The following is a 17,402-nucleotide window of genomic DNA, read 5'->3' as shown; positions in this document are numbered from 1 at the left end:
CTCAGAGACTCGCCTGTCATGACCGCGCACAAACCGGAAATCGTCATCACCTACTGCACACAATGCCAATGGCTGTTGCGTGCCGCCTGGCTGGCCCAGGAACTGCTCAGCACCTTTGGTGATGACCTGGGCAAGGTGTCGCTGGTGCCCGGCACCGGTGGGGTGTTCCATATTTTTTGTGACGACGTGCAGCTCTGGGAGCGTAAGGCCGATGGCGGTTTTCCCGAGGCCAAGGTGCTCAAGCAGCGAGTCCGCGATCAGATCGATCCGGACCGCGACCTGGGCCACAACGACCGCACTCAGTGAGACGCCGCTTCAGCCGCCACGGTCTTTTTGCTTGAACCACCGGACAGCCGGCTGGAGACCACGATCGCGACGATGATCAGCGCGCCGCCGATCAGCATCCGCAGCGTCGGGTTTTCATTGAACAACAGCCAGGCCATGCTGATCCCGTAAACCGGTTCCAGGGCAAACACCACCGCCGCGGTGCGGGCCTTGATCACCGCCAGGCTGGCGACGAACAGACTGTGGGCGACGCCGGTGCAGAACACCCCAAGCAGGCCGATCCACAGCCAGTCGATGCCACGCACTTCGCTCAACTGCGGTGCCGCCATGGGCAGCAGGCACAGCGCGACCACCACGTTTTGACACAGCGCGGCCTGTACCGGCGGGATCCGTGCGGAACTGGCCCGGTTGGTCAGCGACAGCAGGGCAAACAACAACCCGGAACCGACGGCCCAGAGCAGGCCGGTGGTGGCGCCGCTTGCCAGATCGAAGTTCGGTGTGACCAACACCAGCCCGACACTCACCAACACCACCAGCAGGATTTCATTGGCGCGAATCCGCTCGCGGAAGATCAGCCCTTCGAGAATCACGGTAAACGCCGGGAAACTGGCAAAGCCCAGGGTCGCAATCGCCACGCCCGCCACCTTCACCGCAATAAAGAAACTCACCCAGTGCCCGGCCAGCAGCAAGCCGCTGAGCAGCAGGCGGCGCCAGTCCACGGCTTCAAGCTTCTGCCAACGGGTGTTGCTGGCGAAACGCGCAAAAACTGCGAGTGCCAGCACCGCAAACGCGGCACGGCCAAAGACGATGACAGCGGGGGAGGCAGCGGCGAGTTTGCCAAACACACCGGTCAGGCCAAACATCAATGCACCGATATGCAGGGCGCCAAGGGCGGTACGGGGAGTCATTGCAATCCTTGATCAATACAACCAATAGAGGTGCAGTCTAGAGCGCTGGCGGCGCACCTGTCTGTCGTCAGACTCGCCTCATTTGTCTCCAGCCTCGCGCCGCAATTTGCCGGGGGAGGCGCCAAACTCGCGCAACACCGCGGCGGCGAAGGCGCTCTGTGAGCTGTAGCCGACCCGACTGGCAATCTCGCCGATGGGCAACGGTGAATCCCGCAGCAATCCCACCGCAATATGCAGCCGCCGACTGCGGATGTAGTCCATTGGCGTCTGTCCGCATTCAGCCACAAACCGTGCATGCAACCGGGCGCTGGACAACCCGGCGACACCGGCCAGGTCCGCCACTTGCAGCGGATAAGCTGCATGCTGATCGATGTGTGCATTCATCGCCGCATACGGCAGGCGTCGTCCGCCCAGGCTGGCCGGTTTGGCGTTGTTGAGGCTGGCCAGCAACAGCACCGCGCCTTGTTGAGCAATCAACGGGTCGTTGACCTGACTGCTCGCCAACCAACTGACCAATTGGCTCTGCCCGGCATCCAGCGGCAAGCGTCCGGGGTTATCGAGCAGGCGGCGACTGGCCTCGGCGTGATTGCCCAGTGACTGTGAAACCCATTGATCGTTCGGCACGTCCAGCACCAGGCAGCGGCTGCCATTGCTGCTGCCGCAGGCGTGATGAAAACCGGACGGCACCACAACAAAACTCTGCTGCACCACCTGACTGCCACGCCCGTCGACTTCAAAATCCAGCGCGCCCGACAAGCCGAACACCAGTTGGGCGTGATCGTGGCTGTGGACGATCAGGTCGTCGGTGTACTGGCGTAGTGTGAGGATCGGTCGCATCACCGCTCTCCTGGGCAAGATGACGCCAGTCTACACCGGCCGGTTGCTGTCACAGGAATGACTCACCACTGTCATGGCCGATTAACCCGACCGGCGCAAGCTTGGAAAAACCATCGCAGAGGGTTGCCCATGACCAGCGCCGAGCTCGCCAAACCCAGTCGTAAGCAACGTGTGCGGACCTTGTGGATTTCTGATGTGCATCTGGGCACCCGAGACTGCCAGGCAGAACACCTGTCGCAGTTTCTCAAGGGCTACCACGCGGACAAGATTTACCTGGTCGGCGACATCATCGATGGCTGGAAACTGCGCGGCGGTATGTACTGGCCTCAGGCGCACACCAACGTGATTCGCCGTTTGCTGACCATGAGCAAGCGCGGCACCGAGGTCATTTACGTCACCGGCAATCACGACGAATTTCTGCGTCGCTATTCCAAACTGATCCTGGGCAACATCCAGTTGGTCGACGAAGCGGTGCACGTGACCGCCGATGGCCGTCATTTGCTGGTGATCCACGGCGATCAGTTCGATGTCATCACTCGCTATCACCGCTGGTTGGCCTTTCTCGGGGATTCGGCCTACGAATTCACCCTGACCCTCAACCGTTGGCTCAACCACTGGCGCGCCCGGTATGGCTACGGCTATTGGTCGTTGTCGGCGTACCTCAAGCACAAGGTGAAGACTGCGGTCAGCTTCATCAGCGACTTCGAGGAAGCCATCGCGCACGAATGCGTGAAACGCGAGTTGCATGGCGTGGTGTGCGGGCACATTCACCATGCCGAGATTCGCAAGGTGGGCGAGGTGGATTACCTCAATTGCGGGGATTGGGTGGAGTCGTGCACGGCGTTGATCGAGCATTGGGACGGGTCGATCGAGTTGTATCGGCTGGCGGATGCGCAGGCGCGGGAGGCGGAGTTGAAGGCGTTGAAGGTTGCCGAACCGGCTTGAGATTTACGGTGACTGGGCTGGCACCTTCGCGAGCAAGCCCGCTCCCACATTTATACCGAGTCTTATGTGAGAACGCGGTCAAATGTGGGAGCGGGCTTGCTCGCGAATGGACCGCGCAGCGGTCCCGCTCGGTCTATCAGGCCGGTGAATATTCTTCCATCGCCGCCTTGTAGATCGAGTTCTTGGGCTGCGCAAACAACCGTTCCATCATCGGCTCAAAGAAGCTCAGCGGTAGCGTGTCATACGCCGGGTCAAATGCCGCCGCATCGTACTTGGCACAGAACTCGATGGTCGCCTGATACTGCGGATGCTCGCTGAACTGCTCACGCAGGTGCCGATCCATCCCCAGGTGATGGAAGAAGTAGTAGCCCTGGAAAATTCCGTGTTTCTCCACAATCCACAGGTTCTCGGCGCTGACGAACGGCTTGAGAATCGCAGCGGCAATGTCCGGATGGTTGTAGGAACCCAAGGTGTCGCCGATGTCGTGCAGCAACGCGCAGACCACATATTCTTCATCACGGCCATCGCGCCAGGCGCGGCTGGCGGTTTGCAGGGAGTGGGTGAGACGGTCCACCGGGAAGCCACCAAAATCGCCCTCGAGCAACTTCAGGTGCGCCAAAATCCTTGAAGGCAATTGTTTTGCGTAGGCGCTGAAATCGGCGGCGATGATCGCCCAGTCCTCCTGCGTGCCGTCCTTCATGTGGGTGAAACGGGCATTGGCATTCATCGACTATTCTCTCTTCGTGTTCACGGTGCTTAGAACGGCACGCGACCCAGGATCATGTCGCGGTACATGACAAAGTCGCCGAGCAGGCTATACAAAGGATGTTGGAAGGTCGCAGGCCGATTCTTCTCGAAAAAGAAATGCCCGGCCCAGGCGAAGCTGTAACCCGCCAGCGGCAGGGCCCACAACAGCAGCCACGCGCCTTTGCCGATGGTCAGGGCGAGAATGAAGATGACTAGCGTCGTGCCGATGAAGTGCAGCCGTCGGCAAGTGCTGTCGCTGTGCTCGCTGAGGTAATACGGGTAAAACTCAGCAAAGCTGTTGAAACGTTTGATGTTTTCCACGACTGCGATCTCTGTGGTTATTGTTCTGATTGCAAGATGTGCTGCGGGTAGCTTATTTGAGTCTAGAGTGATCATTGGCATCAGCCAGTGACAATAGGCGCCACTTTAGTATCCTTCGAAAACTAGCCGCGTCAGACGGCTCACTGAAGTAAGCAAACGCCATGAGCGAACGAACGACTTCTGCAAGCTGGGCGATGGGGATTGTCAAAGCACTGGAGATGGACGGCCTGGATTGCCGGGCACTGTTCAAGCAGCTAGGGCTCGACTACGCCTCACTGGATGATCCGGATGCACGTTTCCCGCAGGATTCCATGACGCGGCTGTGGCAGCGCGCGGTCGACCTGTCCGGCAACCCGGCGATCGGCCTTAACATGGGCAAGGTGGTGCGACCGGCGTCCTTCCATGTCGCGGGTTATGCGCTGATGTCCAGCCAGACCCTGGCCGAAGGTTTTCAGCGACTGGTGCGCTATCAGCGGATCATTGCCGAAAGTGCCGACCTGAGTTTCCGCCTGTTGGATGAAGGTTATGCGCTGATTCTGACGGTCCACGGCGATCACCTGCCGCCGACCCGGCAAAGTGCCGAGGCGTCACTGGCCTGTGCACTGGCGTTGTGCGGCTGGTTGACCGGGCGGACCTTGCAACCGCGCAAGGTGCTGATCCAGGGTGACCAGCCCGTCGACCTCGAACCCTACAAACAAGCCTTTCATGCGCCGTTGCTGTTCAACGCACCTTACGACGCATTGATCTTCGAACGGGCCGACATGGAAGCGCCGCTGCCGACCGCCAACGAGGCGATGGCGTTGTTGCATGACCGGTTTGCCGGCGAGTACCTGGCGCGGTTTTCCGAGAGCCGCGTGACGCACAAGGCGCGGCAAGTGTTGTGCCGTCTGCTTCCGCAGGGCGAACCCAAGCGCGATACCGTGGCGCAGACGCTGCACCTGTCGCAACGCACTTTGCAGCGACGCTTGCAAGAAGAGGGCACCAGTTTCCAGGCCTTGCTCGATGACACCCGGCGCGAATTGGCCGAGCAGTACCTGGCCCAGCCAACCATGACCCTGCTGGAAATTGCCTACCTGCTGGGGTTTGCCGACCCGAGCAATTTCTTCCGCGCGTTCCGCCGCTGGTTTGATGCCACCCCCGGCGAGTACCGGGCGCACATGTCAGAGGCGGCGGCGCAGGTCAGTGGCGCCAGAACGCAGGAATGCACAGAACAAACACCGTAATGATCTCCAGTCGGCCCAGTAGCATGCCGAACGACAGAATCCACTTGGCGGCGTCCGGCAACGTCGAAAAGTTACCCGACGGCCCGATGGTCGGACCCAATCCCGGCCCGACACCGGACACGGTACTGGCCGCGCCGGTCAGGGCAGTCATCCAGTCCACACCAAGCAACGACAGCGCCAATGCGATGACGCAGATGGTGATGGCGAAGAAGAACGAAAAGGTCAGGATCGAGCGCACGATTTCTTCGTCGAGACGGTGACCGTTGTACTTCTGCTTGATCACCGCACGTGGGTGAATCAATTGGTTAAGGTTGGCTTTGAGCAGGATATAGGCGACCTGGAAGCGGAATATCTTGATCCCGCCGGCCGTCGAGCCAGAGCAGCCGCCGACAAAGCCCAGGTAAAAGAACAACATCAGCGAGAAGTTGCCCCACAGGCTGTAATCCCCCAGCGCAAAACCGGTGGTGGTGACCACCGATGTCACGTTAAACGCCACATGCCGCAAGGCGTCGAGCCAATGCAGTTGGGTGGTCCACCAGTACCAGGTGCCGAGCACCAGCCAGGTCACCAGCAGCATGCCGAGCATCCCTTGAACCTGTTGATCCTTGATCAAGGCCCGACGGTTGCCGCGCAAGGTTGCGACGTACAGGGTGAAGGGCAGGCTGCCGAGAATCATGATGACAATCGCCACCCAGTGCACCGCCGGCTGCGTCCATTTGGCCAGCGACTGGTCCGAGGTGGAAAAGCCGCCGGTGGAGATCGCTGACATCGCGTGGTTGATCGCATCAAACAGGCTCATCCCGGCCCACCAGAGCGCCAGGCTGCCGATAATGGTGATGCCGACATAGGCCGCCACGATCAGACGCGCCACCATGTGCGAGCGAGGCATGACCTTTTCCGACCGGTCTGAGGACTCGGTCTGAAACAGGCGCATGCCACCGATGCGCAGCAACGGCAGAATCGCGACCGCCATGCCGATAAAACCGATGCCGCCGAGCCAGTGCAGCAGCGAACGCCAGATCAGGATGCCGGGGGACATGGTGTCCAGGCCGCTGAGGACCGTGGAGCCGGTGGCGGTGATGCCGGACATGCTTTCAAATATCGCATCGGTGAAACTGACGTGTTGAGCCAGCATAAATGGCAGCGAGGCGAAGAGGCAGACCACCAGCCAACTGCTGACGGTCAGCAGGTACATGTCCCGTGGACGCAGGTGGATGTGTTCGGGACGACCGGGGATAACTATCGCCAGGCCGGCGACAAAGGTAATCATGCTCGACCACAGGAACGAGGGCAGCTCGTGGGTGCGCTCGAAAATCACCAGGGTCGCCATGGGCACAACCATGGCAATGGCCAACGTGATCAGGAAGATGCCGATGATAAAACCAATGATCCGTAAGGTCGGCAACGCCATGAAATCCGCTCGGGCTGTTGTGGAAGTGGGCGCCATTCTACCTGCGGGGCAGGGCATGTAAACCGACGCCGCTTGCGCACTTGCAGCTAGAATAGCCAAACATTTTTTCTGGAGGTGGCCGATGCAGGCTCTCGACGCTTTGCTCAACCGTGTTTCCGTTCCACGACTGCTCGACCCGGCACCGACTGCAGCGCAGCGCGAAGTCCTGTTTGGCGCCGCCATGCGTGCCCCGGACCATGGACATTTGCAGCCTTGGCGTTTCCTGACCGTCGAGGGCGCAGCGCGCGAGCAAATGGGCGAGCTGCTGGCCGAAGCGGCGAAGCTGCAAGACACCGAGGTGTCGCAAGCGCTACTGGACAAGGCGCGCAACGGCCCGCTGCGTGCGCCATTGGTGGTGGTGGTGATTGCGCGGGTGCAGGATCACGTCAAGTACCCGAAGTCCGAGCAACTGTTGGCTGCGGGGTGTGCGGCGCACGGGATTTTGCTGGCGGCGTATGCGCAAGGGATTGGCGCGGTGTGGCGTACCGGCGAACTGGCCTACTCGGCGCATGTGGCCAAAGGGCTGGGGTTGGCGGAAGGGGAAGAGGTGATTGCGTTTCTTTACCTCGGCACACCGCAGAAAGAGCCGCGGGTGGCCGAGAAAGTCGACCTCGCCGAATTCGTCAGCGCGTGGCCCGGTAAGTCCTGACATTCACATCAAATCAAATGTGGGAGCGGGCTTGCTCGCGAAGACGGTGGGGCAGTCAACATTTCCGTTGAATGTGAAGCCGCTTTCGCGAGCAAGCCCGCTCCCACACTTGATCTAAGGTGAACGCACATTTTGTGAGTATCCGTTAACCCTACAAAGGGTTCAGGGCTGGACGACGGCCCCCGGCACCAACGGCAATTCCAGACTGGCCACAAACCCGCCCTGCGGGTGATTGGCCAGCACCAGACTCCCGCCATGACGCTCTGCCGCACGTCGCGCAATCGCCAATCCAAGGCCATGCCCGGCGGCTGTCTGCCCTGGGGCTCGATAAAACGGCTCGCCCAGCTGATTCAAATGCTCGGCGTTCACGCCCGGCCCATGGTCACGCACGCTGACTACAATGCGCTCACCCTGACGCACGGCCTGCATTTCAATCGACTGCCCCTGCGGGTTAAACCGCTGGGCGTTGCGCAGCAGATTGTCGACGGCGCGCTCGATCATCGTCGGCCAGCCCCTGAGGTTCAGTTGCGGCTCCGCTTCAAGTCGCACGTGCTGCTCCGGCGAGCCCAGTTGCGCATCCTTTTGCAGCGTATTGAGCAACGCGTTGAGGTCGACGTCTTCGGCGCTGGCGTTGTCGGCATCGACCCGCGCCAGCACGAGGATTTCGCTGATCAACGCTTCCAGTCGGTCGCATTCGCGGGTCAGGCGCGGCCAGAGTTTCTCCCGTTCTTCAGGGCTGGCCCGTTCCGCCAATGCCAATGCAATGCGCAGGCGGGCGAGCGGGGAGCGCAATTCATGCGACACATCACGCAGCAATTGCCGCTGACTGCCGATCAAGCTTTGCAGGCGGGAGCCCATGCGGTTGAAATCGTTGGCCAGCACGCCAAACTCATCGCGCCGGTTGGCCAATTTCACCAGGCTGTTCTGCTGATAGGTGGTTTGTCCGAGGTCATGCACGGCACTGCGCAAACGGCTGAGAGGGCGGGTGATGGACAGCGTGACGAACAGGCTGAACAAGGTCAGCACCACCAACGCGATGCCCAGCGCACTCAGCGGCCACAGCAGGCTTTCGCGGTGCCAGGAATCCAGTTCCGGGTGCGGAATGCGATAAATCAGCAGGTAGGTGTCACCGGTTTTTTCGCTGGTGTATTCCGCGGTCAAACGACGCCATGGCAGGCGCCGGTCATCGTTGTTCTGCCGGGCTTCGAACGCGGCTGCGCGACGAGGGAAGGTCCCACGGACGACCGGGTCGCCGCTTTCGTTCAACACCTGAACGTCAATGTGATATTGACGTTTGCGTTGTTCCAGAATGTCCTGGGCGGCTTCTTCACCCTGGGATTCGTAGGTTTGCGTCCACTCTTGCGCCAAGGTATTGAGGCCCGGATGGCGGCTGAGGATCCACGCGTCCTGGTTGAGCATGTGCCCCAGCAGAATGGAGAGCCCAGCCACCAGGGCAATGGCCAGCCAGAAGCTGGCCAGGATACGCCAGAACAATGAACGCACAGAAAATCCTCGAACAAACACAAATCCCTGTGGGAGCGGGCTTGCTCGCGAAGGCGGTGTTTCAGGCAAATCACTTTTGACTGACACACCGCTTTCGCGAGCAAGCCCGCTCCCACATTAGATTGGGTGGTAACAGACCCAACGGGTTGGCCATTGGGTCCGGGGTCAGCGCATTATTGCGCTTTTTGCGGTTGTTGCGCTTTCCAGGCCTTGAACTCGGCCCACTCGGCGCGACGCTCAGCCTGCTTTTTCTGGATTTCGTCGAATTTCTTCTGTTGATCCGGTTTCAGCACGGCGCGTACATCGGCTTCGGCCTTCTGATGCTTGGCGGCCATTTCGTCTTTCAGGGCTTTCTGGTCGGCTGGCGAGAGTTTCTCCAGGTACTTGTCGACCAGTTGCTTACGCTCGTGCATCTGCTCGCCCATGATCTTGCGGATCTGCTCGCGCTGTTCGCGGCTCAGGTCGAGTTGGCTGTACGGGCCTTTGCCGTGCATGCCGTGCATCTGACCGCCGTGGCGCGAACCGTCCATCGGCCCACCCATCGGGCCGGTGTCTTCAGGCATGGCCATGGCAACGGTAGGCAAAGCGGCGGCGAACATCAGAGCGATAAGAGTCTTGCGCATGGTGAATCTCCTTGTCTCGTTCCCGGTACGTTCCGGATGAGTACAGATTACGCAGATCAAGGTCAGCGGCAGTCAGCGGAGCGTAAAGCTTGGGTAAAGACGATTTCTCGCCGACCTGACAAAACGGCAAGCGGGCACTGGTCTGTGGCGAGGGAGCTTGCTCCCGTTGACTGCGCAGCAGTCCCTTTTTTGGGGCCGCTACGCAGCCCAGCGGGAGCAAGGTGCGCTTTGCCCGTTACAGGCTGTAGTAGTAACCACGGCTGCGAAGCGCAACGATGCGCGGGCGGCCGTCGGGGTGCGGGCCGATTTTCTTGCGCAGGTTGCTGACGTGCATGTCCAGGCTGCGGTCGTACAGGGTCAGCTTGCGGCCGAGGGCGATTTGCGCCAGTTCCTGTTTGTCCAGCGGCTCGCCAGGTTGCTTGAGCAGGGCTTCAAGCAGACGGCTTTCGGAGACGGTGAGGGTGAATTCCTGTTCATCGATGCTGACCACGCCGCGCACCGGGCTGAAACACAGATCGCCCAGTTCCAACTGGCTGGACACCGCCGCCGGATGGCTGCGACGCAACACGGCGCGCAAGCGGGCTGTCAGTTCCCGCGGGTCGCAGGGTTTGGCCAGGTAATCGTCGGCGCCCAGTTCCAGGCCGAGGATGCGGTCCAGTGGTTCGCCGCGTGCCGACAGCATCAGCACCGGCAGGTCCGGGTGATCGCTGCGCAACTGCTTGAGCAGCTCCAGACCGCTGCCGTCCGGCAGCATCACGTCCAGCACCACGGCGGCGGGAGAGGTTTCGGCCAACGCGCGGCGGGCACTCTGGCCATCGTGACAGGCACGGACCTGAAAGCCTTCCTGGCTTAACCAACTGCTCAGGAGCTCGCACAGCTCCTGGTCATCATCAATTAGTAACAGCTCGCTCATGAATCACTCAATTTAGCCATTGCCGACGTTTTCTGGTGGCACCACTGGCGAAGATACCGCAGAGCAGGGCCAATAGCGCTACTCCACCGCCGATAACAAACCATTGCTGCTGATCAGTCAGCAGACGCGGCAACGGGCTACTGGCCTGGATTTCCTTGAGTTGCAGCTTGAGGCGCTGATTCTCTTGGCGCAACCGGCTCAGTTGAGCGCTTTCGCGTTCGGCATCGGTATTTTGCAGTTGCTTGCTCAACTCTTCCCGTTGCTGCTCGCTGACCTTCAAGCGTTGCTGCAACTCGCTAATCTGGCTGCCGGCGCTCAGGGACAGCGGCGTCGAATTAGCGCCCTCAGCGCCTGCTTCACCGTGGGCCGGGGCCATGATCGACAACGTCACCAACAACAGACACAACGGACCCTTGCGCATCGCGACTCCTGATTCCAATCGAGTGATTGGGCAGGTTGTCGGCAGGCAAACGAGAATAATGAGCGTTGAGAGCGCGATGAACCGACAAGGTTCACCGCGCGGGGGCATTTATGGGGGAAAGTTACGGCAGGACTTGCTTGAATGGCTTGACCGAAACGTTGGCGTAGACGCCTGCGGCGATATACGGATCAGCGTCGGCCCAGGCCTGTGCGGCGCTCAGGGAATCGAACTCGGCGACGATCAGGCTGCCGGTGAAACCCGCAGCGCCCGGATCATTGCTGTCGACCGCCGGGTGCGGACCGGCCAATACGATGCGGCCTTCGCCCTTGAGCACTTGCAGGCGCTCAAGGTGGGCAGGACGCGCAGCCAGTCGGGCTTCCAGCGAGTTGGCGACGTCTGTGGCAATGATTGCGTAGAGCATGTCAGTCCTCGGTTTTTGGCGTAGTGGTGTCGGTGTCGTGCAGGTGGCGGGACAGGTAAATGCCCTGGCCGACCAGGAACAGCAGCGTCATGCCCAGGCTGCCGAAGACTTTGAAGTCGACCCAGTAGTCCTGAAAAGTGAACGCGACAAACAGGTTGGCGGCACCGCAAAACAGGAAAAAAGCGATCCAGGCAATGTTCAGGCGCGTCCAGACGGGCTCCGGCAGGGTCAGTGCGTGACCCATGATGCGCTTGATCAGCAGGCTGTCACCGACGAAGTGGCTGCCAATGAATGCCAGGGCAAACAACCAGTTCACCACCGGCGCTTTCCACTTGAGGAAGGTTTCGCTGTGGAACGCCAGGGTCAGGCTACCGAAGACCAGGCAGGCGATGAGGGTCAGCCATTGGCTTTTCTCAAGCTTGCGCTGCTTGAAGAACAACGCGCCGTAAACCACCAGCGAGCTGATGATCAACATCGCGGTGGCGCTGTAGATACCGCCTACAGTGAACTCATGACCGCCGATGTCGACGACCCGTGGGTCAAGTTTGAAGACGATGAAAAACAGCAGGAGCGGGATGAAATCGATGAATTGTTTCACAGTGGCAGCCAGAAGCAGGATGTGGCGGCATAATAACAAACATATGGGCGCGCGATAGCGCCAGCTGATTTGAGGTAACAAAGTCCTGTGAATGTTGATTTGCACTGCCATAGCACAGCCTCCGATGGCGCCCTGGCGCCTGCGGTACTGGTTGCGCGTGCGTTCGAGAAAGGCGTGCGAGTCCTGGCCTTGACCGATCACGACACCCTCGAGGGCCTCGACGAGGCCCGCACCACCGCGACGGCGCTGGGGATGCAACTGGTCAACGGCGTCGAATTGTCCTGCACCTGGGGCGGCGCGACCATTCACGTATTGGGTTATGGATTTGATGTCACGGCGCCGCCGTTGGTCGAGGCGATTGCAAAATTGCACGATGGTCGTTGGCTACGGTCCGAAGAAATAAGTCGCAAGCTGGCGTTAAAAGGCATGCCGGGGGCGCTGGAAGGTGCCCGTGCCATGCAACAGGAACTGGGCGACAGCGGCAACGCGCCGGCCCGCCCGCACTTCGCCGACTGGATGGTGCGTGAAGGGTTTGTAAAGGATCGCGCCGAAGCGTTTCGCAAATGGCTGGGCGCCGGCAAGCTGGGCGACGTCAAGCAACACTGGCCGACCCTCGAAGAAACCGTCGAAACCCTGCGCGCAGCGAAAGCCTGGGTCAGCCTGGCGCATCCCTGGCACTACGATTTCACTCGCAGCAAGCGTCGTCGCCTGATTTCTGACTATATTCAAGCCGGGGGCCACGCGATTGAAGTGGTCAATGGCCATCAGCCCGCCGAACAAGTGGGCAGCCTGGCGATTCTTGCTCGTGAGTTCGGTCTGCTGGTCAGTGCCGGCAGTGATTTTCATGGCCCTGGAGGCTGGTCCGAGATCGGCGAATACCGCCCGCTCCCGGAGGATCTGCCACCACTGTGGTGTCGATTCAAACATGACCCAATTATTGCCGCCGTCTGAACAGGTAGAGAATGTGAGTCAATTTTTCCAGATTCATCCGGAAAACCCGCAAGCGCGCCTGATCAAACAGGCGGTCGAGATCATCCGCAAAGGCGGGGTGGTGATTTATCCCACAGACTCGTCCTACGCCATTGGTTGCCAGATCGGCGACAAGAATGCTGTGGAGCGTGTGCGCCGGTTGCGCGGGCTGGATGACAAACACAACTTCGCGCTGATTTGCAGCGACTTGTCGCAGCTGGGGGTGTTTGCCAAGATCGACACCGGCACATTCCGCCTGCTCAAGGCGCACCTGCCAGGGCCGTACACCTTCATTCTCAACGCCACCCGCGAAGTCCCTCGCCTGTTGTTGCACCCGAAAAAACGCACCATCGGCCTGCGGGTCCCGAGCCATCCGATTGCCCTGGCGCTGCTCGAAGAGCTCGGTGAGCCGCTGATGAGCGTGACCCTGATCATGCCGGGCGACACTGACCCGCTGACCGACCCGTTCGAAATGCGTCAGTTGCTTGAACATCAAGTCGATCTGATCATCGATGGCGGATTCGGCGGGATCAAGGCGTCCACCGTGATCAATCTCGCCGACGGCGAGCCGGAAGTGATCCGTGTCGGTTGCGGCGACCCTGCGCCGTTCATGGCCGAGGCGTAGATGTCTGCAGTAGAACCCGTCGTCGACAGTCAGGCCGGAGCCCAGCAAGAGCTGCCCTTCGCGATGGTGTATGGCCAGGCGGTCCTTGAAATGCCGCTGGACCTGTACATCCCGCCGGATGCGCTCGAGGTCTTTCTCGAGGCTTTCGAAGGCCCGCTCGACCTGCTGCTGTACCTGATCCGCAAACAGAACATCAACATCCTCGACATCCCGGTGGCGGAAATCACTCGCCAGTACATGGGCTATGTCGAGTTGATGCAGTCGGTGCGCCTGGAGCTGGCCGCCGAGTACCTGGTGATGGCCGCGATGCTGGCTGAGATCAAGTCGCGGATGCTGTTGCCCCGCGCCGAAACCATCGAAGACGAAGAAGACGACCCGCGTGCCGAGCTGATCCGCCGCTTGCAGGAATACGAGCGCTTCAAGGCGGCCGCCGAAGGCATCGACGGCCTGACCCGCGTCGGCCGTGACGTGGTGGTGCCCAAGCTGGATGCCCCGGAAGCCCGGGCGCGCAAACTGTTGCCAGACGTGCGTCTGTCAGAATTACTGTTGTCCATGGCCGAAGTCCTGCGCCGTGGCGACATGTTCGAAAGCCACCAGGTCAGCCGCGAGGCGCTGTCCACCCGCGAACGCATGAGCGATGTGCTGGACCGGCTCAAGGGCGGCGGTTTTGTGCCCTTTGTCGAGCTGTTCACCGCAGAAGAGGGGCGACTGGGGGTGGTGGTGACCTTTATGGCGATCCTCGAACTGGTCAAGGAATCCTTGGTCGAGCTGGTGCAGAATGAGCCGTTCGCAGCGATTCACGTGCGGGCCCGAGCCGAATAACGAGTTGAATCATGAACCTGACTGAACCCCGCGAGCTGGCGCCACTGCTTGAAGCCTTTCTGTTGGCCTCGGGAAAACCGCAATCGCTTGAACGCCTGTTCGAACTCTTCGAAGAGGGCGAACGGCCGGAGCCGCCGGTCTTTAAGAAAGCGCTGACGATATTGGCCAAGTCCTGTGACGGCCGTGCCTTCGAGCTGAAGGAAGTCGCCTCCGGCTACCGCCTGCAAATCCGCGAAAAGTTTTCGCCGTGGGTCGGGCGTTTGTGGGAAGAGCGGCCGCAGCGATATTCCCGCGCCATGCTCGAAACCATTGCGCTGATCGCCTATCGCCAGCCGATCACCCGGGGCGAGATTGAAGACGTGCGGGGCGTGGCGGTCAACAGTCAGATCGTCAAGACGCTGATGGAGCGTGAGTGGATTCGCATCGTCGGCTACCGCGATGTGCCCGGCAAACCGGCGATGTTCGCGACCACCAAGGCGTTTCTCGATCACTTCAACCTGAAAAACCTAGACGATCTGCCGCCGCTGGCCGAACTGCGCGAGCTGGAACCGGACCCGGTGCTCGATTTCGACGACGCGCCCGTGCCTGCCAGCCTGCAGGAATTGGCGGATGCCAGTGCCGAGCCGGAAGAGCCGAAGGAAGAAACCAGCTTCCACACGTTGTTGCTGGAACTGGACACCATGGAGGAGGGGCTCAAGACCGATTTCGATGATTTGTTGCGCGATGGCGAGATGACTGCGTTTGAACCTGAAGTCGACAGGGAACTTCAGGTTGAGCCCGCGGCTACAGCCGAAACAGAGCCGGAACCGGAGCTTGAAGACGATATTCTGGGCGTCGCCGAAGCCCGCGAAAAACTCCTGGCCGCGGTTGCCGCCCTCGAACAATCGAAACCCGAACCTGAATTGAGCGACGAAGAAGCCGAAGCCCGCGCGCTGGCCGAAGCCATCGAAGCCGAACGCCGCGAATTCGACGACTGATTCAAATCTGATAAACACTGAAAATCCCCTGTGGGAGCGGGCTTGCTCGCGAAGGCGGAGTGTCAGTCACACTATTAATTACCTGACACACCGCCTTCGCGAGCAAGCCCGCACACACATTTGATTTGCGATGACTGGAGTTTTGATGAGCTCAACCAAAGACCCCTGCATCAATCTCTGCAAATTCACCGACGACATCTGCCTCGGCTGCGGCCGCAGCAAGCGTGAAATCAGGGCCTGGAAGAAACTCGACAAGCTCGACAAACACACCGTTCTCGCTGAAGCAGCGCTCAGGTTGATCAAACTCGGCGCCACCGGTCGGCGGAAAAACAAGTAACTCTGCGTTCATCAGCTAGTCTCTGATGCGCAAATGCCCACATGAGCGTATGATTCGCGACCCTTCGGCGATCCCTTCGCCCAAGTGAACAGATTTACATCGCTTCAGGACCCTCACTTCAGAGCTTCCTGAACAGACCACACCGGGAGGTGCCCAGATGAGTATCAACGACCAGAAAGACGACCAGGAAATCGGCCCAGCAGGCGAAAAACTGCAGAAAGTCCTCGCCCGTATCGGCGTCGGCTCTCGCCGTGACGTAGAAGCCTGGATCAGCCACGGCCGCATCAAGGTCAATGGCAAAGACGCCACGCTCGGTCAGCGTGTCGACATGCATGACGCCATCACCATCGATGGCCGCGTGATCAAGCGCGAAGAAGCCGCCGAGTCGGTACGCCGCGTGATCATGTACAACAAGCCCGACGGTGAAATCTGCACCCGCCTCGATCCGGAAGGCCGTCCGACCGTTTTCGACAAGATGCCAAAACCGAAAGAAGGTCGCTGGATCAACATCGGCCGTCTGGACATCAACACCACCGGTCTGCTGATGTTCACCACCGACGGTGAGCTGGCTAACCGCCTGATGCACCCTTCCTACGAAATGGACCGTGAATACGCGGTACGTGTGCGTGGCGAAGTCGATGACGAGATGATCGAACGTCTCAAAGCAGGCGTCGTCCTTGAAGACGGCCCGGCCAAGTTCACCGACATCAAGCAGGCACCAGGCGGCGAAGGTTTCAACCACTGGTACCACTGCGTGGTGATGGAAGGTCGCAACCGCGAAGTTCGTCGTCTGTGGGAATCCCAGGGCCTGGTGGTCAGCCGTCTGAAGCGCGTGCGTTTCGGTCCGGTGTTCCTCAACTCCGACCTGCCGATGGGTCGCTGGCGCGAAATGAGCCAGTACGAAGTCGACATTCTGAGTGCTGAAGTCGGCCTGACACCGGTTGCCATGCCGCAGATGAACGCGAAGAGCAAAGACAAGCTCGACCGTATGCAGCGTAAATCGTCGCGTCCGATGGGCAAGACCGAGCGCGTGCGTTCGTTGCGTCCAGCCATCGGTAACCAGACCGCCGCTACGCCGCGTGATACCCGCGAGCCGCATTTCGAAGGCGAGCGTCCAGCCCGCAAGCCAGCAGCACCTCGTGCCGATGGCGAGCGCGCTCCACGCACGCCACGTCCGGCCAATGGTCGCACCGAGCGCGGCGAAGGCCGTGGTGCGCCAAGCGGCGGTCGCAGTGATCGCGGTGCTCCGGCAGGTCGTGGTGAGTCGGGTCGCGGTACGCCAGTGGCCGACCGTCCTGCCGACACCAAGCGACCGGCCAAGCCAGCGCCGAAGAAACGCCCAGGCATCGTCCTGGTCGACAAGGACGCGCCATCGGGCAAGCGTCGCGGCGCGCCGGCCGGTTCGGGCCAGCGTCCGGGGTTTGGTCGTCGCAAGCCTGAGTAATCGGTAAGCGCCCCATAAAAAACGCCATCCCTCGGGATGGCGTTTTTTTTGGTTTGGTTTGAGTAATGTGGTGGGTATTCTGGCCTCTTCGCGAGCAAGCCCGCTTGTGTCTTGCGCAGGAATTAGACTGGTGATGAGAGCGGTGAGTGGCAAGCTGAATGCCCGGAGTGCTTAAAAGCACGTGTGGGAGCTCACGCTGCCATTCACCCCTCCACTCTGGTTATTGAGCCCGAACAGTTGAACGAGCCTACCTCGAACAGTTACAAGCGTGGTGCCCAGCCAGAGCGCTCTCACCTTTGAGTGTAAGAGGGTTTGGCTATGTTTTCCTGCGCAGGCATCGACGTTTCTAAAGACAACCTTGAAATCCGGATCAATCCGCAAGAC

General features: G+C 60.3%; 21 protein-coding genes. 10 read left to right on the top strand and 11 right to left on the bottom strand.

The window, feature by feature from the left end:
• Positions 1–18 precede the first annotated feature (18 nt).
• Positions 19–306 carry a SelT/SelW/SelH family protein gene (locus tag EAH78_RS06700; RefSeq protein WP_140666852.1) on the top strand — a complete coding sequence of 96 codons (288 nt, stop codon included), beginning with the start codon at positions 19–21 and terminating at the stop codon, positions 304–306.
• On the opposite strand, the gene EAH78_RS06695 is transcribed toward EAH78_RS06700, so the two are convergent.
• Positions 300–1,193 carry a DMT family transporter gene (locus EAH78_RS06695; RefSeq protein ID WP_140666850.1) on the bottom strand — a complete coding sequence of 298 codons (894 nt, stop codon included), beginning with the start codon at positions 1,191–1,193 and terminating at the stop codon, positions 300–302. The genes EAH78_RS06700 and EAH78_RS06695 overlap by 7 nt on opposite strands.
• A 78-nt stretch (positions 1,194–1,271) precedes the next feature.
• Positions 1,272–2,030: a helix-turn-helix transcriptional regulator gene (locus tag EAH78_RS06690; protein WP_140666848.1), complete on the bottom strand. Its 759-nt coding sequence runs from the start codon at positions 2,028–2,030 to the stop codon at positions 1,272–1,274.
• A 129-nt stretch (positions 2,031–2,159) separates the two neighbouring features.
• Here EAH78_RS06690 and EAH78_RS06685 point away from each other — a divergent pair, with 129 nt between their 5' ends.
• The gene (locus EAH78_RS06685) at positions 2,160–2,975 is read left to right on the top strand and encodes a UDP-2,3-diacylglucosamine diphosphatase (protein ID WP_027922292.1); all 816 of its coding nucleotides are present in this window, start codon (positions 2,160–2,162) and stop codon (positions 2,973–2,975) included.
• Between the two features lie 136 nt (positions 2,976–3,111).
• Here EAH78_RS06685 and EAH78_RS06680 read toward each other — a convergent pair whose 3' ends face one another.
• Positions 3,112–3,702 (bottom strand): HD domain-containing protein, encoded by a 591-nt coding sequence (locus tag EAH78_RS06680; protein ID WP_140666846.1) that lies wholly within the window; start codon positions 3,700–3,702, stop codon positions 3,112–3,114.
• Positions 3,703–3,731: 29 nt separating this feature from the next.
• Positions 3,732–4,043, bottom strand: a complete 312-nt coding sequence (locus tag EAH78_RS06675; RefSeq protein WP_027922294.1) for a DUF962 domain-containing protein — start codon at positions 4,041–4,043, stop codon at positions 3,732–3,734.
• Positions 4,044–4,204: 161 nt separating this feature from the next.
• On the opposite strand from EAH78_RS06675, the gene EAH78_RS06670 reads away from it, so the two are divergent.
• Positions 4,205–5,266 (top strand): AraC family transcriptional regulator, encoded by a 1,062-nt coding sequence (locus EAH78_RS06670; RefSeq protein WP_140666844.1) that lies wholly within the window; start codon positions 4,205–4,207, stop codon positions 5,264–5,266.
• On the opposite strand, the gene EAH78_RS06665 is transcribed toward EAH78_RS06670, so the two are convergent.
• Positions 5,223–6,677 (bottom strand): TrkH family potassium uptake protein, encoded by a 1,455-nt coding sequence (locus tag EAH78_RS06665; protein WP_140666842.1) that lies wholly within the window; start codon positions 6,675–6,677, stop codon positions 5,223–5,225. The two genes, EAH78_RS06670 and EAH78_RS06665, sit on opposite strands and share 44 nt — an antisense overlap.
• 121 nt (positions 6,678–6,798) lie before the next feature.
• On the opposite strand from EAH78_RS06665, the gene EAH78_RS06660 reads away from it, so the two are divergent.
• Positions 6,799–7,365 carry a nitroreductase family protein gene (locus EAH78_RS06660; protein ID WP_140666840.1) on the top strand — a complete coding sequence of 189 codons (567 nt, stop codon included), beginning with the start codon at positions 6,799–6,801 and terminating at the stop codon, positions 7,363–7,365.
• A gap of 162 nt (positions 7,366–7,527) precedes the next feature.
• Here EAH78_RS06660 and EAH78_RS06655 read toward each other — a convergent pair whose 3' ends face one another.
• From EAH78_RS06655 to EAH78_RS06630, 6 genes are all read right to left on the bottom strand, one after another.
• Complete coding sequence (locus tag EAH78_RS06655) at positions 7,528–8,868, bottom strand: sensor histidine kinase (protein WP_140666838.1); 1,341 nt, start codon at positions 8,866–8,868, stop codon at positions 7,528–7,530.
• Between the two features lie 173 nt (positions 8,869–9,041).
• The gene (locus tag EAH78_RS06650; protein ID WP_140666836.1) at positions 9,042–9,491 is read right to left on the bottom strand and encodes a Spy/CpxP family protein refolding chaperone; all 450 of its coding nucleotides are present in this window, start codon (positions 9,489–9,491) and stop codon (positions 9,042–9,044) included.
• Positions 9,492–9,726: 235 nt separating this feature from the next.
• Positions 9,727–10,404 carry a response regulator transcription factor gene (locus EAH78_RS06645; RefSeq protein ID WP_027922300.1) on the bottom strand — a complete coding sequence of 226 codons (678 nt, stop codon included), beginning with the start codon at positions 10,402–10,404 and terminating at the stop codon, positions 9,727–9,729.
• Between the two features lie 7 nt (positions 10,405–10,411).
• Positions 10,412–10,825, bottom strand: a complete 414-nt coding sequence (locus EAH78_RS06640) for a translation initiation factor 2 (RefSeq protein WP_140666834.1) — start codon at positions 10,823–10,825, stop codon at positions 10,412–10,414.
• 121 nt (positions 10,826–10,946) lie between these two features.
• Positions 10,947–11,246, bottom strand: a complete 300-nt coding sequence (locus EAH78_RS06635; RefSeq protein ID WP_008156126.1) for a YciI family protein — start codon at positions 11,244–11,246, stop codon at positions 10,947–10,949.
• A 1-nt stretch (position 11,247) separates the two neighbouring features.
• Positions 11,248–11,844, bottom strand: coding sequence for a septation protein A (locus EAH78_RS06630; RefSeq protein ID WP_140666832.1), 597 nt, complete (start codon positions 11,842–11,844; stop codon positions 11,248–11,250).
• Positions 11,845–11,931: 87 nt separating this feature from the next.
• On the opposite strand from EAH78_RS06630, the gene EAH78_RS06625 reads away from it, so the two are divergent.
• From EAH78_RS06625 to rluB, 6 genes are all read left to right on the top strand, one after another.
• Positions 11,932–12,795: a PHP domain-containing protein gene (locus tag EAH78_RS06625; RefSeq protein ID WP_140666830.1), complete on the top strand. Its 864-nt coding sequence runs from the start codon at positions 11,932–11,934 to the stop codon at positions 12,793–12,795.
• Between the two features lie 13 nt (positions 12,796–12,808).
• Positions 12,809–13,438, top strand: coding sequence for an L-threonylcarbamoyladenylate synthase (locus EAH78_RS06620; protein ID WP_140667231.1), 630 nt, complete (start codon positions 12,809–12,811; stop codon positions 13,436–13,438).
• Complete coding sequence (locus tag EAH78_RS06615) at positions 13,439–14,260, top strand: segregation and condensation protein A (protein ID WP_123434000.1); 822 nt, start codon at positions 13,439–13,441, stop codon at positions 14,258–14,260.
• 11 nt (positions 14,261–14,271) lie between these two features.
• A complete protein-coding gene (gene scpB, locus EAH78_RS06610) occupies positions 14,272–15,237 on the top strand; it encodes an SMC-Scp complex subunit ScpB (RefSeq protein ID WP_140666828.1) in 966 nt (321 codons plus the stop codon).
• 145 nt (positions 15,238–15,382) lie between these two features.
• Positions 15,383–15,574, top strand: coding sequence for a DUF1289 domain-containing protein (locus EAH78_RS06605; RefSeq protein ID WP_140666826.1), 192 nt, complete (start codon positions 15,383–15,385; stop codon positions 15,572–15,574).
• Between the two features lie 157 nt (positions 15,575–15,731).
• Positions 15,732–17,018 (top strand): 23S rRNA pseudouridine(2605) synthase RluB, encoded by a 1,287-nt coding sequence (gene rluB / locus EAH78_RS06600; protein ID WP_140666824.1) that lies wholly within the window; start codon positions 15,732–15,734, stop codon positions 17,016–17,018.
• The last annotated feature ends 384 nt before the right edge of the window (positions 17,019–17,402 follow it).

It is taken from the genome of Pseudomonas arsenicoxydans, from assembly GCF_006438915.1.
GTDB classification, from domain to species: Bacteria; Pseudomonadota; Gammaproteobacteria; order Pseudomonadales; family Pseudomonadaceae; genus Aquipseudomonas; species Aquipseudomonas arsenicoxydans_A.
This window is presented reverse-complemented; position numbering and strand designations above follow the sequence as displayed.

Excerpts from the sequence above, each read along its gene's own strand:
- EAH78_RS06660 (WP_140666840.1), top strand. The coding sequence starts at position 6,799 with ATGCAGGCTCTCGACGCTTTGCTCAACCGTGTTTCCGTTCCACGACTG.
- EAH78_RS06605 (WP_140666826.1), top strand. The coding sequence starts at position 15,383 with ATGAGCTCAACCAAAGACCCCTGCATCAATCTCTGCAAATTCACCGAC.
- EAH78_RS06650 (WP_140666836.1), bottom strand. The coding sequence starts at position 9,491 with ATGCGCAAGACTCTTATCGCTCTGATGTTCGCCGCCGCTTTGCCTACC.
- rluB (WP_140666824.1), top strand. The coding sequence starts at position 15,732 with ATGAGTATCAACGACCAGAAAGACGACCAGGAAATCGGCCCAGCAGGC.
- EAH78_RS06695 (WP_140666850.1), bottom strand. The coding sequence starts at position 1,193 with ATGACTCCCCGTACCGCCCTTGGCGCCCTGCATATCGGTGCATTGATG.
- EAH78_RS06680 (WP_140666846.1), bottom strand. The coding sequence starts at position 3,702 with ATGAATGCCAATGCCCGTTTCACCCACATGAAGGACGGCACGCAGGAG.
- EAH78_RS06640 (WP_140666834.1), bottom strand. The coding sequence starts at position 10,825 with ATGCGCAAGGGTCCGTTGTGTCTGTTGTTGGTGACGTTGTCGATCATG.
- EAH78_RS06670 (WP_140666844.1), top strand. The coding sequence starts at position 4,205 with ATGAGCGAACGAACGACTTCTGCAAGCTGGGCGATGGGGATTGTCAAA.
- scpB (WP_140666828.1), top strand. The coding sequence starts at position 14,272 with ATGAACCTGACTGAACCCCGCGAGCTGGCGCCACTGCTTGAAGCCTTT.
- EAH78_RS06665 (WP_140666842.1), bottom strand. The coding sequence starts at position 6,677 with ATGGCGTTGCCGACCTTACGGATCATTGGTTTTATCATCGGCATCTTC.
- EAH78_RS06700 (WP_140666852.1), top strand. The coding sequence starts at position 19 with ATGACCGCGCACAAACCGGAAATCGTCATCACCTACTGCACACAATGC.
- EAH78_RS06645 (WP_027922300.1), bottom strand. The coding sequence starts at position 10,404 with ATGAGCGAGCTGTTACTAATTGATGATGACCAGGAGCTGTGCGAGCTC.
- EAH78_RS06685 (WP_027922292.1), top strand. The coding sequence starts at position 2,160 with ATGACCAGCGCCGAGCTCGCCAAACCCAGTCGTAAGCAACGTGTGCGG.
- EAH78_RS06635 (WP_008156126.1), bottom strand. The coding sequence starts at position 11,246 with ATGCTCTACGCAATCATTGCCACAGACGTCGCCAACTCGCTGGAAGCC.
- EAH78_RS06615 (WP_123434000.1), top strand. The coding sequence starts at position 13,439 with ATGTCTGCAGTAGAACCCGTCGTCGACAGTCAGGCCGGAGCCCAGCAA.
- EAH78_RS06690 (WP_140666848.1), bottom strand. The coding sequence starts at position 2,030 with ATGCGACCGATCCTCACACTACGCCAGTACACCGACGACCTGATCGTC.